Genomic DNA, 16,436 nt, shown 5'->3' with positions numbered 1-16,436 from the left:
TATGTCCTACAGAAACGACTTTCTTGAAGCCTTTCTCGCTCGCAAAAAGTACATCCCCGACGCCGCCCCGGAGAAGTATTTTTCGTATAAGGATTTACTTTCTTTCAATGCTAAAAAAGATTATAGTGATGCATATGAATGTTATGAAATTATGGAACATGATTTCTTAAACTATTATATGCCATTACGAGAAAAAAATGGTTTGCCAATAGCGCATGCGTGTCATGTGGTCGCTTATGATATGCTACAATGGATGATAAAAAATAATTATTGCGATCCTAAAGATTTGGCGTATACTGTTGGGAATGTTTTTATTGGAGGAAAAAGTCCTTATGACATCACGGAGGCTAGCTTAAAGGAAACTATAAGAAAAGGACATAATTTCGAAAATGATGTCAATGTTCATGCATGGTTAACTTTTAGAACTAATTATGTTCTTGATCCAACAATTCTGTTTTCGTTGACTGCTTGGAAATTTCCAAACGATTTGGGTATTGAATCTCACCCAATACAATTTTGGAATGAAGATAATGAAATAATGCGATGGGAACTAGATTATAAGCCGATGCTTGTTGATTCTGATTTTTACTCTCGGGTTGATGTGGCAATAGAAGTTCCGTTTCAGTAGTGGAATCAGATTTAACAAATAATTAAGGTTTTCTTTTTTTCTACGAAATGGAAACGAAAATGGATGATTTTGAACGTTTATTGAATGAAGGCAATGAAGCCTATAAAAAAGACAACTACAACAAAGCCGTTATCTGTTATGAAGACGCTCTCAAACTTGTAACGGATGAAAAAAAGTTCAAGTTCAAATCCATTCTCTCGATGATGGGACGGTGTTACAGACAGATTGGTAATCCTTCAAGCGTTATAGACTTGGCCACTGAAGTAAAGCAGAAATTTGGACAAAATTTCATAAATTCAGCATTCTTGACAACTGTTGCGGCCGCTTACGCCGATATGAGAGAATATGGAAAGGCTCATATTTGCGTCAATGAAGCGATTAGACTTGAAAAAGGCAAAATATCAGGTCCATTGCAGGCTGTGATAGATAGAATTGAAAAATAAAAAGTTATATAATTAGAAATAAACTCAACAATAAGAGTAATTTATGATGACGGCGAACGAAAAGAGAAAATTTTTAACCAAAATACAAAAAGAAAAGCTAAGGCTGGCAGCACAAATGCTGGAGGCTACAGCTAAACTTTATGATGAAAGTAAACCCAATTTGTTGCCTTTGTGGGGTGCGGGGGTTATAACGCATGGGCAACCTAAAATAAAAGCCTTTATCATTGGTATTTCAAAAAGAGCAAGCAAGGGTGAAGAAAGTACAACTTGGGATCATCTTTACAGAGTTACAGAGACTGCAAAATTTATTCTTTCCAAATTGCAAAAGGAAAATCTTTCTATTGAGCAGATAGAAGATATTTTGCTGGATAGATCAATTTATATGATTGTTACAAGGTCTGAGAATAACAACGATTTGAAAAACGCAAGGGATCCATCCAATGAAGATGATTGGATGGCTTTGTATAAAAAGGCCGGTATTGAGTATACGATATATAAGAAGTGAAAGATTGGGCTGATAAAAAACAGATCAAACTTTTTCTTCGAAATGGGTGCATAGGAAATGTCTACAAAATTTGCGTTCGTAGATGAGTTCGGACAATATGGATTCAATTTTGAGAGTGAATCTAGTTCAACTCATTTTATCGTTTCCGCAATTATTGTTGATGAATGTGATTTGGGGAAGGTTTCTGCTGGTGTTGAAGAAATAAGAAAGTATTATTTCCAAACAGGAGAGATGAAGTCAAGTAATATATCAAAAGATCACCAACGGCGTAATCTTATTATCCAAAAATTGCTTAAATTGCCATTTAAAATATTTGCCGTAGTTTGTGATAAACGGAAAATTGCAGAAAATTCAGGTCTTCATTATAAACCTTCTTTCTACAAATTTATAAACAATTTGGTTTATAAAGAGTTGAGGATTACTTTTAGTAATCTTGTTATTGTCGCTGATGAAATGGGCGATAATGATTATATGGAATCCTTTGCGAAATATGTAAGGAGCAAGGAAATACCCTTGTCTTTCTTTGATAAAAGTTTATTTCGCTTTGAAAATAGCAAGCATTCTGTGATTATTCAGGTTGCCGACATAGTAAGCGGCTCGCTTGCTTTTTGTTATGACGAATACAAAAAGTTGTATGCGGATGGATCAAATTACAAAGCGGTTTTTGATGAAAAAATTTTAAGGATTAGAGAATTTCCTGAAACTTTCGAATCATTTAATGCGGAACATGCCGATGTAAATCCTGAATACAACCCCTTAATTGCTGATATTTGTTTTCGCAAGGCTAAGTATTTTTGTGAAATTCATAAGAAAGATGTAACGGACGAAGTAAAAATGCAGTTAGCTGTATTGAAGTATTTGCTATTCCGTTTTATGAATCGATCGCCAAGAAAATATATACCAACTAATGAACTCATTTCTCAGTTAGTTTATCTTGGATTTGAAAAAATGAGTTTGCAGGCTTTTCGCAATAAGATTATTGCGAAATTGAGAGATGAGGATGTGATTATAGCGAGTAGTGTCGGTGGCTATAAAATTCCTGCCAATGAAAACGAATTATTTGATTTTGTAGATCATGGAAAAAATATTATTATGCCAATGTTATCTAGGCTGAAACGCTGTAATGATGTGATTAAAATGGGAACAAATGGTAAAGTCAATCTTTTTGAAAGAGCAGAATATCAGTCTCTTGCAAAACTGATGGAAGAAAAATAAAACAATAGGAGAAAAAGATGTATATATACCAAAGAAGTACTCCGCGCATTAATTATGATGCGTATGAAGAAATTTTTTTATGGAAGGATGATAATCTTCCCATATATGTTATGGATAATCACAGGTTAGCATTGTGGTGCTGGGAACAGGAGTATGCAAAGGGGACTTATTCCAAAATCCGCGTAATTCATATTGATCGCCATTGGGATGGGAATGCTTGTTTAAATATTCCGCCAAATATTAAACCTGTAGGAAATATGAGTATAGATGAATATCAAGATCAGCAAAATAGTCTCGGTAATTTCAAGTTATTTTTATGGGATAATTATATTGACTATTTCAAACAAAAACATCTAAACCTTGAAATTAAAGATTTTAGCAGTGATAATAAATCTGTTCGAAAATGGAAAACTATTATAAAATACTTAGACAACTTGGTTGTTAATCCTGACGAATTTTTAATAATTAATTTAGATATTGATGCTTTTTTTACCCCAAATAAAAACCCTTTGAATAAGTGGCTTGATAAGATGAGCCTCGTATTATGGAGGGTTAAAAAATGCTTGCGACAGTACCAGTCAAAAATTGTTGTGACGATTGCTTTTTCGCCAACATGTTGCTATGGAGAAAAAATTCTAAATGGACTTGTTCGGGAAATGAAATTAATTGAAAGAGATTTGGATATAGATATGAACCTTTGGAAATGCCTCGCTCCGTTTTATAAATAAAAGGTGGGGTGAATATGTCATCTACATTAGAATTTGCATCTACAAAAAAGATTCATGTTGAGGATGGATGCGGCGTAATTGACATGCCGTCCATAGAGAAAATTCTAGCCGATAATCAGTTGAATAAGTGCTTGATTGTTTCGGCTTATACAGATGTAGATTGGATTGAAAATTTACTAAACATATTGGGCAAGAAAACATCGAAAAAAACATTAGTGCAGCTTTATTTAGATAGGGGCGCGAGTAAATATCGTCTGGTGAAAGAAGATTTAGACGATTTAGCTCACCGAATAGAAAAATCGTTTTCGAAAAATAGCGGAATATATCTTGTTTCTTGTGATGGCTTATTCCACTCAAAAATGATTTATTCCGAATCTCTTACAAATATAAGAGTTGTTGTTGGCTCGATTAATTTTACTAAACGAGCATTTGATGATAATGAGGAAATTGCACTTGTTGAAAATTATTATAAGCCCAAAATAGAACGACCGCGACATCGCCGAAAAAGGAAGAAAACGCGAGAGTATCGTCCAGCTATTATTGCTCCAATGTTGCAATATATTCAGAACTTGGAACGTGTATCAATTCGAATTCCGCATAAATTTGATAGCAAGTACAGAACATTGCGAAATAGATTGCTTGATGGTTACCTTTTCAAGAGAGTAAACGAAGTTGATCCTTTTGTTTTTCAATTAAACTTTCCAAAAGATTTTTTGAAAAGGCTTTCAAAGAAAAATGATAATAACGATGAAAATGCAGATTTACTGAATATCTATTTGAAAGATTTAAAAGAAAATTCCATATCAATAAAAAAGATATTAGGCGAAAATGAAGAACTTGAACAGCGTCTGACAAAGCAGGAACGATCAAAAATAAAAAGCTATTCTTTGGAATCCTCTTATGGTTTTTGGGTCCCGCGGGAATATTATGAAACAATAATGAAGTCATGTGAACAGTCAAAAAAGAGTAAGGAAGCGAAATTAGACAATTCAATCAACTCTCTAAATAAAACTATTCAAATTGAAAAAGGATTTGAAGCTTTTAAAAACGCGATAATTGAAAAAGTGAAGCCCGTTGATAAAAAGTTCTTAAACCCTTCTGATAAAAAGATAATTGATCGGTTGCAAACTTCTTGGCAAAAATGGTTTAAAAAACTGAGGAAAAAATTTTGCATTCCGTATGATAATGCAACGTACAGTGAATTGGAAAAGGAAGCATGCAAAAAATTGAAGAGTAAACTTTCTTCAAATTTGTATGGATATCCAATGCCCAATCTATGGGATGATGTTGATGCTGCTGAAGAATTTGAATCATCTATCTTAAATTCCATAGAATATTTATTGCATCGTGTTGGGAAAAAAACGACATTAATAAAAGATTTAATAGGCAAAAATATCTGTGTTACAGAAGAGGATATAAAGGAAATTCTTGTTAAACATGAATTCAAATTGCCTGCCGCGAATAATACAAAGAAATGATTACGGATTTATAAAATGTATTACAACAAATGATATGGTTATTTCAAAAAAGCTTATTTGAAACAACTTTTTTAATTTGTAGCAAAAAAGTATGATTCTAATTATTGCGGTTTTTTTGAAAATAATTTAGTTTATGCAAAAATGTTTTAACAACGGAGAAAAAATGGGTCGTTTAATTTTTAATCCCTGCGAAATAATCAGTTTTGATGTGCGCATCGTTAAAGAGAGAGAAGATTTTGAAGTCATACATTTAACGATAGAAACAGAAGATAACTGTTTAAAATATAGAGTTTGCAGTGATGAAAGAGAACCCGATTTGTCGTTGATTCAAAGAGATTTATACTCTGGCTTGTCTAAAGTACGTGACGATAATGCTGATATTGAAATTGAAGAGTATATGCAGAGGGATTATCTGTTTGTAAGATATCCTGATGGAACGTCTAAACAATATACAGCTCGAAAAATATAGTTCAATTGTATTAGAATGGAGATCTAAAATGCAGGCTCACGGAACGGATATATCTTCTTACAGTGTTAATCAAACAACTTGTCCTTGTGCAGGGGACTCGACGCAATCACGAAAATGCGTGCACTTGGATGTAGCACTCAAAACTGGAAAAACACATGCATACAATCTATATGCAGATGACAATATGACAGAACCTGAAATAGTTTCGTATTTGAACTCGAATTTTAGTAGTATAAACGGGACTGCGAGTGTTTTTGAAATTGTTGTGGAGGCTCACTTAGGTTATATCGGATTTACTTTTGCGGGGAGCTATAAAAGGCTTTCTGGCGATAAGGTTTAATTAGTTGTAAGTATAGGAAGTAATATCTACAAACCTCCTAGTAAGGAGGTTTTCTAATAAATAGAGAACAATATTTTGTCCTTTCCTGATTGTAAAATTTCCTTAGGTCCCTTGCCAGCCTTTTAGATATTAGGTACATTAAAGCTGCACGTGGTTCTCTGTCAAATGGAGAACCGCGTCTTTTTTTATTCTGGGTTTCCGGAATAAAGGGACGCCTCAACTACCCAATGGAGGCGCAATGAACAGCGAAAATCATCTTGTTGAATACAAGCGAGAACTGTCCGAAACTTTTGAGCGATCTGTAATTGCTTTTCTGAATTCTACAGGCGGACACATCTATATTGGAGTCAATGACGATGGCTCTGTATATGGAGTAAAGGACATAGACCATGTGCAGCGTCAAGTAGCGGATAGGATCTTGAACAATATCAAGCCGAATGCTATCGGACTCTTTGAAGTCGTGACGGAGGAAAAAGACAACAAAAATATCGTTCATGTGGCGATTTCGGGTGGCCCGGAAAAACCGTATTATCTAAAAAAGGCGGGTATGACGCCCGAAGGTTGCTTTGTGCGTGTGGGAAGTTCAGTCCATGGAATGAGCGAAAAGATAATCCTAGAAACTTTTGCTTCTCGCGCAAAGATTTCTCTTGCCAAGATTCCGGCTCCGCGGCAAGACTTGACATTTAGTCAGTTAAAAATCTACTACGAAGAGAGCAAAAAGCCCTTGAACAGTCAGTTTGCCAAGACGCTGGAGTTGCTTACTCCCGACGGAAAATACAATTACAATGCTTATCTCCTTGCTGATGAAAACGGAGTATCCATAAAGGTGGCGCGGTACAAAGGCACGGACAAATATGACCTTATTGAAAATGAGGAATTCGGCTATTGTAGCGTTATTAAGGCTGTAAAATCAGTGCTCATGCGATTGCAGGTGGCGAACATTACGCATGCTCAAATTACACCTATGGAACGTATCGAAAAGCCGCTGGTCGACCCGGTTGCCTTGCGCGAGGCGGTAATCAACGCTGTCGTTCACAATGATTACACGAAAGAGGTCCCGCCCCTGTTTGAGATTTTTTCTGACAGGATGGAAATAACAAACTACGGCGGGTTGGTGGAAGGCCTTTCAAAAGAAGATTTCTTCAACTGCTGTTCTATGCCGCGCAATCGCGAACTTATGCGTATTTTCCATGACTTGGATATGGTCGAACAGCTCGGGAGCGGCATGCGGCGTATTCTGCGTTCCTATGATGAAAAGGCGTTCTCGTTTACGGATCATTTCATGCGGACTTCGTTCTATTTTGAAGGATTGCGGCGGTTGGGTGATAGGATAAATGATAGGATAAATGATAGGATAAACGATAGGATAAAACTTACGGAAACGGAATCGCTGATTTACGCAGAAATAAAGCGGAATCCTTCCATTACAGTTCCCTTACTTATGCATGAAACGGGTTATTCCGAACCGACGATTAATAGGACTTTGAAAGCTCTACGGGAAAAATCGTGTATTGCCCGCGTAGGAGCTCGAAAAAATGGACGGTGGCAAATCTTGAAATAAGCGAAATTGCCCAATTATTGCCCCATTCGCCCTAAAATCGACATTTTGCCTATTGCGCAGAAAAATAATGAATTTATTTTTACTGCATGGCGTTCAAGGAAGCCGACTTAGAGAAAGTGTTTATTGACCTCTTGGTTCAGGAGGGGTGCAAGTACGTGCCCGGCGAGGCGATTGTCCGCGGCGAGGGCGAGGTCTTGATTGAGCAGGACCTGCGCGACTACTTGCACCATCGTTACGATTCCGAGGGCATTACCGAGAACGAAATCCGCTCGATCGTCTTGCAGTTGCGTTCGCTTTCGGCGAGTGCGCTCTATGAGAGCAACAAGAAGTTCTGTTTCTGGCTTTCGGACGGTTTTATGCTCAAACGCGAGAACCCGAAGGATAAGGACATTCTCATTGAGCTTGCAGATTTTAGGCCGCTGGGTGAACAGAGAAAGTCGGGTTTCGGTGTCGATGCCGATGAAGAGGCGATGCCGCTGGCGGCCGATGTGGCGGCGAAATACTGCGCCGACTGCAATATCGTCAAGATAGTAAACCAGTTTGAAATTGTCGGTTCCGAAAAGCGTATTCCCGACGCAATCCTTTTTGTGAACGGGCTCCCGCTTGTGGTGTTCGAGTTCAAGAGTGCCGTGCGCGAAGAGGCGACGGTTTTCAACGCCTACGAACAGTTGACGGTGCGTTACCGCCGTGATATTCCGCAGTTGTTTGTCTATAACGCCTTCTGCGTGATTAGCGATGGCGTGAACAACAGGGCGGGCAGTTTCTTTGCCAAGTACGATTATTTTTATGCGTGGCGACGCGTGGAATTTGGCGACAGGCGAATCGAGGCCGAGGGCATCGAGAGCCTTTACTCCATGATTCAGGGAATGTTCAATCGCAAACGCCTGTTGGACATTTTCAAGAACTTCCAGTATTTCCCGGACAGCAGCAAGAAAGAGCAGAAGGTTCTGTGCCGTTATCCGCAATATTACGCGGCGCGGTCTTTGTACGAAAACATTTGCAAGGCTCGCAAGCCGCATGGCGACGGCAGGGGCGGCACGTATTTTGGTGCGACGGGTTGCGGCAAGAGCTTTACGATGCTCTTCTTGACGCGGTTGCTCATGAAGTCGTTGGACTTCAAGACGCCGACGATTGTGCTGATTACCGACCGCACCGATTTGGATGATCAGCTTTCGGGATTGTTTACGGCGTCCAAGAAGTATATCGGTGATGAGCGTGTTGAAAGCGTGGAGAGCCGTGCCGACCTGCGTGAAAAGTTGCAGGGCCGCAAGAGTGGCGGTGTGTTCCTCACGACCATCCAGAAGTTCAGCGAAGATATCGAACTGCTGACCGACCGCGATAATGTTGTCTGCATTTCGGACGAAGCGCACCGCACGCAGACGAACCTGGACCAGAAAATTACCGTGACCGATAAGAGCGTCAAGACGAGTTTCGGTTTTGCGCGTTACTTGCACAATTCCTTGCCCAATGCGACTTATGTGGGCTTTACGGGCACGCCGATTGATGCGACGCTCGATGTGTTCGGCCCCGAGGTCGATATTTACACTATGACGGAATCGGTAAAGGACGGCATTACGGTGCCCATCGTTTACGAGGGTCGTGCCGCCAAGGTGGTGTTGAACAATTCTGTTCTCGAAGAGATTGAGAAGTATTACGAAGAAGCTGCAGAATCGGGTGCCAACGAATACCAGATTGACCAGAGCAAGCAGGATGTGGCCCAGATGGGCGTGATTCTCGGCGACCCCGACCGGTTGAAGGCTGTGGCGAAGGATTTCGTGGCGCATTACGAAGCCCGCGTTCAGGAAAAATCGACCGTTCGCGGCAAGTCGATGTTCGTTTGTTATAATCGCAAGATTGCGTATGCATTGTATAAGAATATTTTGGAACTGCGCCCGGAATGGGGCGTGGCGAAAATCTGCAACGATGCGGAATTTGCGGGCGAGGCGACCGAACTTACCGACAAGGAAAAGCGGGAACTGAAGCCGGTTGAAAAAATCAAGATGGTCATGACCCGCAGCAAGGACGACGAAAAGGAACTTTACGACTTGCTCGGCGACAAGGACGCCCGCAAGGAACTGGACCGTCTTTTCAAACAGGAACGCTCCAACTTCAAGATTGCGATTGTCGTGGATATGTGGCTCACGGGTTTTGACGTTCCGTGCCTCGATGCCATTTACATCGACAAGCCGATACAGCAGCATTCCCTGATTCAGACGATTTCCCGCGTGAACAGGACGTTTGCGGGCAAGGACAAGGGAATTGTCGTTGATTACATCGGCATCAAGCGCAAGATGAACCTGGCGTTAAAGCAGTACGGAGCCGGTTCCGAGCAGAACGTGGAAGACATTACCGCTGCGATTACGGAATTCCGCAATCATCTGGATTTGCTTGACAAACTGATGTACAAGTTCGATGCGTCGACGTATTTCAATAGCACAGGCGACGGAGCGGAACTGAAGAAACTGGAATGCCTCAAGCAAGCGCAGGAATTCGTGCAGACCACGAAGGAAAAGGAAGCCCGCTTTATGGGCCTCGCGAAACGCCTGAAGGCCGCATACGACATTTGCGTCGGCAACGAGGGAATTACGCAGGCCGAGCGCGACCGTGCGCATTTCTACTTCGCAATTCGCTCCATTTTGCATAAACTCACCAAGGGCAATGCGCCCGATACCGCGCAGATGAACGCCCGCGTCCGCGAGATGATTGCCTCGGCACTCCAGAGCGAAGGCGTGGAAGACGTTCTGCAGTTGAGCGATGCCGATGCCGACCAGGCAAAGCAGAACATCTTTGACGACGAATACCTGCAGCACATCAACCGCATCAAGCTGCCGAACACGAAAATCAAGTTGCTGCAAATGCTCCTGCAAAAAGCCATCGGGCAAATCCGCAAGGTGAACAAAGTCAAGGGCGTCAACTTCACGCAGAAAATGCAACAGCTCGTGGAACAATACAACGACCGCACCGAACAAGACATCTTGAAAAGCGAAGTCTATGAAGAAATGGCCGAAACCTTGACCGACATGATTGTCCAAGTCCGCAAGGCGTTTACCGAAGGCGAAGAAAAAGGCCTCAGCTTCGAAGAAACCGCGTTCTATGACATTCTAAAATCGCTCTGCGTCAAGTACCACTTCACCTATCCCGAAGACAAACTAATTGCTCTTTCAAAACGCGTCAAGATTCTCGTTGACGAACAAGCCGCATACCCCGATTGGGACAAGCGCGACGACATTAAATCCGCACTGAAAGTGGACCTGATAATCCTTCTCGATGAATTCGGCTACCCGCCCGTAGAACGCGACGAAGTCTATGGGGAGATATTTGAACAGGCTGAGAATTTTAAGAAGAATTTGTAAATAAGATTGATGAGGAAATATGGAACAGAAAGAAAAAACGGGCTTTATTTATGTCCTTACCAATGAAAGTTTCCACAAGGCAAACTGGATAAAGATTGGATACGCTGAGGATGTCGACAAACGAGTCAAAGACCTTTCCGGCACATCTGTTCCTCTTCCTTATAAGGTGTATTGCACCTACGAGATTCCAAGAATAAATGGCGCAAAAGATCCTGATAAGTTAGTTCATAATCTCATTCAGTTGCTTAATCCCAGGTTAAGGATTTCTTCAAACAGGGAATTTTTTGAAATAGACCCTTGGGACGCCTATGATATGCTTTCTGCTATAGCCCAAATGCATGGCAGAAGTGATAAACTAAAGTTTTATGGTGTAAATGAACCTGATAAACCTGAACTCATCGATGAAGAATATTCTGTTGAATCTTTGTTTCCGCCAAAAACAGAGATTGCTCAGTTATACAATAAAATAAGTAAAGCGATTATTTCTCTTGATAATGCAATTAAGGCGAAACCTTTGCAAAGGTATGTTGCATTTAAAAAGGGCGAAGGAAAACACTGCAATATCGTTTGTCTTTGGCCAAAAAGTGGCTGGATTGAAGTTGTTTTGAGTGTTAAATTGGGCTCTATCAAAGACGAGTCTGGGCTTGTATATGACATATCTAATAGACAATGGCCTTCTGCGCAATACGCGTTTCGGTTCAACGAAGATACCGATATTGAGATTGTAAAGAATATTGTTAAGCAAATTTGTGCATTGAAGAAGAAATAACTATGTCATCTGAAGTAAAACTGCAAACGTGCTCATTAGACGAATTATTTGGTAATGAAGAATTTCCTCTTTGCATCCCAGATTACCAAAGAACTTATTGCTGGCGTGAAAAAAATGTTTATAAACTTCTGGATGATATTTGGAGTGTGAATGCCGATTATCATATGGGAAGCATCATCCTTCAAAATAAAGAAGGCAAGCTGAACATTATTGATGGCCAACAGCGACTTGTTACGTTAACATTAATTCTTAACGAGCTAGGTGATACTGAAAAATTGCCATTGCTTGATGAAAAAATAGAATCCGAAGAAGCAGAAGAATATATTGCTTATAACAAACATCTTGTCGCTCGCTATATAAATAGGATAAAGAATTTTGCAGATTTAAAAATTGAAAAGGCTGCGAAAATCCGGAAAAATTTAAAATTCGCTGTTCTAGTTTTGGAAGATGAGTCCCTTGATTTGGCGTACACATTTTTCTCTAGCCAAAATTCAAAAGGCGTGAAATTAACAAGTTATGAATTGTTAAAGTCTCACCATCTTCATTTCATTCCCAATGAAAAATGGGCTATTCATATGGCAAAACGTTGGGATTCCATATTGCTTGATAAAACTAGTGATGAGAGAATAGATATTACCATGGGAAAGTATTTGTTTCACATGCGTAAATGGCTCTATCAAAATGATTGGGATGATAATGAAAATTTGAAAGTTAAGGAAGAATTTGAGTCTGCTTTAACAATCCCCGAGGTTCCTCCATTTGGCGAAAAATTTGTTTTTAATGAACCAATACAGGGCGGGACTCATTTTTTTGCTTATACAGATTTTTTTATAAATAAATGTCGAGAATTTCATCAAACGGATACATACAAGAGTGTTCATAAAATTGATGGCGAAACACATGTATTTTTTAGGGATGTGATGGAAGCTCTCTTATTTGCGTATTATTTAAAGTTTGGAGACTCTTATATGGCAGAAGCGTTTATCTGTATCTCCAAAATTGTGTCGCAATATCGTTATGAGAGTGAACGTGTTGATACCCTTGTAATCCGTAAATCATCAAGAAACTCAAAACTTATGTTGCTTATCGATCAGGCTAGTTCGCCGACTTTTTTCTTGGCTGCGGCAAGGGATATTTATAATAAAATGGAATTGTTGGAAAAGGATAGAGCTCCCATTATGGAACGTTACACAAAACAGCTTGAACATTCAATAAATGAAGTAAAAGGGAATGTTTTTTCTTCGACCTTTAAGGAGGACTTAAATGAATGAAATCATATCAGAAGGAAAATACACCCCTGCTACAATTGGCAAATGGCTTTTTGAAATACCTCTTTATCAGCGTCTTTTTGAGTGGACTGAAAATGAAATAAGACAGTTGCTCTCAGATTTGTACGATTCTTATTCAAAAGCAAAGGTCGCAAAAGATTTTAATCGCCCATATTATATAGGTATGTTGACGGTATATCAGGGGGAAAAGAAACAACGTTTAGATCTTGTTGATGGACAGCAACGTTTTACTGTAATGACATTGATTTCCGTTGTCCAAGGATGGGAGAATTTCTATTGGTCGCATGAAGACAATAACTTGAGACTTACTTTTTTTGCTCGAGAACCTGATGAAGAATATGTAAAATTTTTATGCAAAAAAGGTGCTGCTCCAAAGGATGGTTATATAAATGCTAAAATGTGCCATGGCATTAAGTGCATTGAAAAATTTTTTTCTGATCTGAAATGTGAAGACAGGCTGGCTTTTGATAAATACATAAAAGAGAATATGACTTTCTTTATAACGCCGCTTCCTCAGAGATATACCTTGGCTGATTTGAATAAATATTTTGAAGCGATGAATTCCGCGGGGCGAGCTCTAGAAAACTATGAAATTTTAAAAGTAAAATTACTGAAGTCAATTGATTCTGATAAAGAACTCTATTCTCGTTTGTGGAATATTGTGGCAGATATGGATGTTCCTCTTGTCAGAAAGATAAAAGAAAGCAAAAAAACGGAAGCAGCTGCAGCTTTTCGTAACCGATATTTTGAAGCGATGTCCTGTGCAAAAAAAATACCAAATAATTTTTTGGATAGAAACATAAAGACAAGATTGCTAAATGATATTTATTCAATAGAAAATGAACAAAAATTAGACAGCAAGGCTTGTAAAAATATTCGAGATATTGCAGCTCGTACACAACAGCCAAAACCAAGAGAATTGAATTTCTCTGAAATAGGATTGTTTTCTTTTCCGTTGTTCTTATTACTTGTTTTGTATCAAGTCTTGAAAGATAAAGATGAAATACAGGTTGCCGAATTCTTTAAAGTTGGCAATTTGTTAGATACTTTTGAAAAATATAAAGACAAATTTAAGGTTGATGTTTTTTTGCAAAAATTGGTCTATTATAGATTGATCTTAGATTATTATTTCATTCGTCAAAATGCAGATGGTTTCCCCTATGTACTTGATGATTATGTGTATGATGAGGATGCTGCAAAAGATGAAGGCTTGAAATCCGCAAAGAAAAAATTAATTCAATTTCAATCAATGCTTTTTGTGTCTTCTACCCCGGTTACGTATTATCGCTGGCTAAGTCCCGCATTGGAGTATATTGAATCTTCTGAGCGTCCTATTAGTCCGGTTGATTTTTTGAATAAACTGAAACAAATTGATAATGATATTGATGAGCATAAAGGAGTCCCAAGTGAAGATGCCTTGTCATATCAAAATATTGACAGATATTGGTTTTGGCGTTTGGATTATTATTTGTGGGAAAATAGAGAAGTTTATTTTAATGCTTTGGAAGATAGAACTGTGGCAGAAAACTATGCTTTTAGGCGAAATCGGTCAATAGAACACATTGCCCCACAGAATCCAATAGGAGGTAGTGCAATGAAATGGAATTCAGAAAATGGAAGGTTCCTTCATTGCTTTGGTAACTTAGCCATGATTTCGTCCGGTCAGAATTCGTTATTGCTAAATAAGCCGTATGAAGAAAAGCAGGGACACGTTAAGGCATTTGTTTCAGGTTCAATGGCAGGTTCCGTAGAAAGTTTAAAGATGCTTAAAATCTATCAAATTGAAAAATGGAATGTTGACGAGATACAAAAGCATCAAAAAGAAATGATTGATGTGTTGAAAAAATCGTACAATTTTCGTTACACTACCTAAAAAGTAAACCGGCATGTTCTCCTTCATTCGCAAATTCTTTGAACGCCGCAAGGCCCTTGCCGCTGAACGTAATCGTTTATGTAACGATTTGTTGCAGCGTGTTTCTTGGGCTCTGTCAGATTATATTAATGCGAGCAAAACGAAGGATGCCCTTCAAAAATGGATTGACGATAAAAGCAAGTTACTTGTAGAAGTAAGTGATATCAGTGAATTTAAAAGGTCGTCTTACTACAAGCAATTAAAACAGCAGAGAAAAGTTTTTGACGAGTTCTATGAGCAGGCTTCAAATAAGATCAAGGCTTTTATTGCAAAAGAGCGACAAAAGCGTGCCGATGCCGAGTATGTTTCGAAGAAGGTGAATCAATGGGTTTCGGAACAAAAGTCTCAAAAGATTAAAGCATCTAAATCAAAGGAATTGAAGCGAAAAATAACGAAGTTGGCGAAGGATGTGGACGGTTCGATTCCTGCAAATGAAGAATGCACTTGTTGCGGAAAAGATGGAAAAAGGAAGATGCTTTATTCAACGGAGGGTGAAGCGCAAATTGTCGCGGAATATCGTTCTAAAGAAATAGGAATTCCGCTACGCGTTTACCCATGCCCCAAAGGGTGCGGATTCCATCTCACGAGCAATCAGTTTTAAATTATTTCTTCCTCATCTTCCCGCCAGCGATTACCACCAGTAGGGCGCCAGCGGCTACGCCGCCGACTTTCTTGAGGTCGCTCCAGAATTGGTTCCGCTTTGCCTTGCATTGCTCGCAAAGTTTTTCGGTGTCTTCGGGCTTGTCGCAGCCGCACTTCTTGCATTTGTTCCAGAGTTTTTGAGTCATCGCGAGATCTCCTTGGCGTCTGGATTCTAATATACTCAATTGCGTTAGATGAAGTCCTCTACTTTCGGGACATAATTCTCGGGGCATTCCTCTTTTTTGGTTTGCCGTAGCGCCTTGCGGAGTTTGGCGGCGAGTGTCTTGGATACGGGCTGCGAGGGCGGCAGCACGTCGACTGTGGGGGGTATGTCGGTTCTAATGCAGAAGAAGTCTGCGTCTAGGGGGTTGAGGATGGCGACGACATAGTGGTCGTCGAGTATGTCCGGGTAGTTGTCCGGGAATTTTTCGCCGGTTGGTCCGCGGAGTGCATTCCAGATGGGTTTCATCTGCTCCTTGGTGGCGGGCGTTTGCCAGACGATTGCGAGTTCCACGAATTCATCGTTCGCGATTTCTACGATGTCGCCTTCCTTGAAGCGGATGGTTTCGGGATCTCTGCCGTAAAAGCCGGTGTCGCCCAGTTCCATGTTCTTCCCGTCGCAACGGCATACGCCCGAGGTGCTGCTTACTTGCCAGAGGGTGCCGTCTTTCAGGTAGCGCCTGGTGGATATGTCCCTCATGCCCGAGATAATGTGGCCGAGCGGCCGTTCGCTGACGACAAAGCCGTAGAGGTCCCAGTCGCCTTGGGCGGCAATCCGCTTGATGTGCTTCTCGGCTTCGGCGAGCGTCTCGAAGTAGCCGGCGTCTGTCCCGAATATGCAGAATCCGGGCTTGTTGCGATAATCTTTGGGGCGCCCGTCTTCGTCGAGGCGGTACTTGGGCGTTGAAAGGCCGACGATTTCATAAACTTGCAGTTTGTAGATCGTCTTGAAGTTTTCTCTGTCCACGTGGATGACTTTTATGCCCATGATGACCTCCTTATCTATATGAAATATAATCTCCAACTGCGACAAATAATGACATATAGGGAGGAAAATTTATTCCGACATTAATTTTGCGATCGAAATTTTCGTCCGCATTTTGT

General features: G+C 40.1%; 15 protein-coding genes. 13 read left to right on the top strand and 2 right to left on the bottom strand.

The window, feature by feature from the left end:
- Position 1 precedes the first annotated feature (1 nt).
- The 13 genes from BUA40_RS10435 (at position 2) to BUA40_RS10375 (ending at position 15,291) form a co-directional block, all read left to right on the top strand.
- Positions 2-628 carry a hypothetical protein gene (locus BUA40_RS10435; protein ID WP_072800633.1) on the top strand — a complete coding sequence of 209 codons (627 nt, stop codon included), beginning with the start codon at positions 2-4 and terminating at the stop codon, positions 626-628.
- Positions 629-687: 59 nt separating this feature from the next.
- The gene (locus tag BUA40_RS10430) at positions 688-1,071 is read left to right on the top strand and encodes a hypothetical protein (protein WP_072800631.1); all 384 of its coding nucleotides are present in this window, start codon (positions 688-690) and stop codon (positions 1,069-1,071) included.
- 43 nt (positions 1,072-1,114) lie between these two features.
- Positions 1,115-1,576 (top strand): hypothetical protein, encoded by a 462-nt coding sequence (locus BUA40_RS10425; protein ID WP_072800629.1) that lies wholly within the window; start codon positions 1,115-1,117, stop codon positions 1,574-1,576.
- A 57-nt stretch (positions 1,577-1,633) separates the two neighbouring features.
- Complete coding sequence (locus BUA40_RS10420) at positions 1,634-2,791, top strand: DUF3800 domain-containing protein (protein WP_072800627.1); 1,158 nt, start codon at positions 1,634-1,636, stop codon at positions 2,789-2,791.
- A gap of 17 nt (positions 2,792-2,808) precedes the next feature.
- Positions 2,809-3,519 carry a peptide arginase family protein gene (locus BUA40_RS10415; protein ID WP_072800625.1) on the top strand — a complete coding sequence of 237 codons (711 nt, stop codon included), beginning with the start codon at positions 2,809-2,811 and terminating at the stop codon, positions 3,517-3,519.
- Positions 3,520-3,533: 14 nt separating this feature from the next.
- A complete protein-coding gene (locus tag BUA40_RS10410; protein WP_143149773.1) occupies positions 3,534-4,997 on the top strand; it encodes a phospholipase D family protein in 1,464 nt (487 codons plus the stop codon).
- A 133-nt stretch (positions 4,998-5,130) separates the two neighbouring features.
- Entirely contained in the window at positions 5,131-5,466 is a 336-nt protein-coding gene (locus BUA40_RS10405; protein ID WP_072800622.1) for a hypothetical protein, read from the top strand.
- A 578-nt stretch (positions 5,467-6,044) separates the two neighbouring features.
- On the top strand, positions 6,045-7,367 hold the full coding sequence (locus BUA40_RS10400; RefSeq protein WP_072800620.1) for an RNA-binding domain-containing protein: 1,323 nt from the start codon (positions 6,045-6,047) through the stop codon (positions 7,365-7,367).
- 86 nt (positions 7,368-7,453) lie between these two features.
- Entirely contained in the window at positions 7,454-10,720 is a 3,267-nt protein-coding gene (locus tag BUA40_RS10395; RefSeq protein ID WP_072800619.1) for a type I restriction endonuclease subunit R, read from the top strand.
- A 19-nt stretch (positions 10,721-10,739) separates the two neighbouring features.
- The gene (locus tag BUA40_RS10390; protein ID WP_072800617.1) at positions 10,740-11,489 is read left to right on the top strand and encodes a GIY-YIG nuclease family protein; all 750 of its coding nucleotides are present in this window, start codon (positions 10,740-10,742) and stop codon (positions 11,487-11,489) included.
- A gap of 2 nt (positions 11,490-11,491) precedes the next feature.
- Complete coding sequence (locus BUA40_RS10385) at positions 11,492-12,760, top strand: DUF262 domain-containing protein (RefSeq protein ID WP_072800615.1); 1,269 nt, start codon at positions 11,492-11,494, stop codon at positions 12,758-12,760.
- The gene (locus BUA40_RS10380; protein WP_072800613.1) at positions 12,753-14,651 is read left to right on the top strand and encodes a DUF262 domain-containing protein; all 1,899 of its coding nucleotides are present in this window, start codon (positions 12,753-12,755) and stop codon (positions 14,649-14,651) included. Before BUA40_RS10385 ends, BUA40_RS10380 begins: the two co-directional genes overlap by 8 nt.
- A gap of 13 nt (positions 14,652-14,664) precedes the next feature.
- Positions 14,665-15,291, top strand: a complete 627-nt coding sequence (locus BUA40_RS10375) for a hypothetical protein (RefSeq protein WP_072800612.1) — start codon at positions 14,665-14,667, stop codon at positions 15,289-15,291.
- A 1-nt stretch (position 15,292) separates the two neighbouring features.
- Here BUA40_RS10375 and BUA40_RS10370 read toward each other — a convergent pair whose 3' ends face one another.
- Positions 15,293-15,478, bottom strand: coding sequence for a hypothetical protein (locus BUA40_RS10370; RefSeq protein ID WP_072800610.1), 186 nt, complete (start codon positions 15,476-15,478; stop codon positions 15,293-15,295).
- Between the two features lie 44 nt (positions 15,479-15,522).
- A complete protein-coding gene (locus tag BUA40_RS10365) occupies positions 15,523-16,320 on the bottom strand; it encodes a hypothetical protein (protein ID WP_072800608.1) in 798 nt (265 codons plus the stop codon).
- Positions 16,321-16,436: the final 116 nt, after the last annotated feature.

This window comes from Fibrobacter sp. UWT2 (assembly GCF_900142545.1).
GTDB lineage: Bacteria > Fibrobacterota > Fibrobacteria > Fibrobacterales > Fibrobacteraceae > Fibrobacter.
This window is presented reverse-complemented; position numbering and strand designations above follow the sequence as displayed.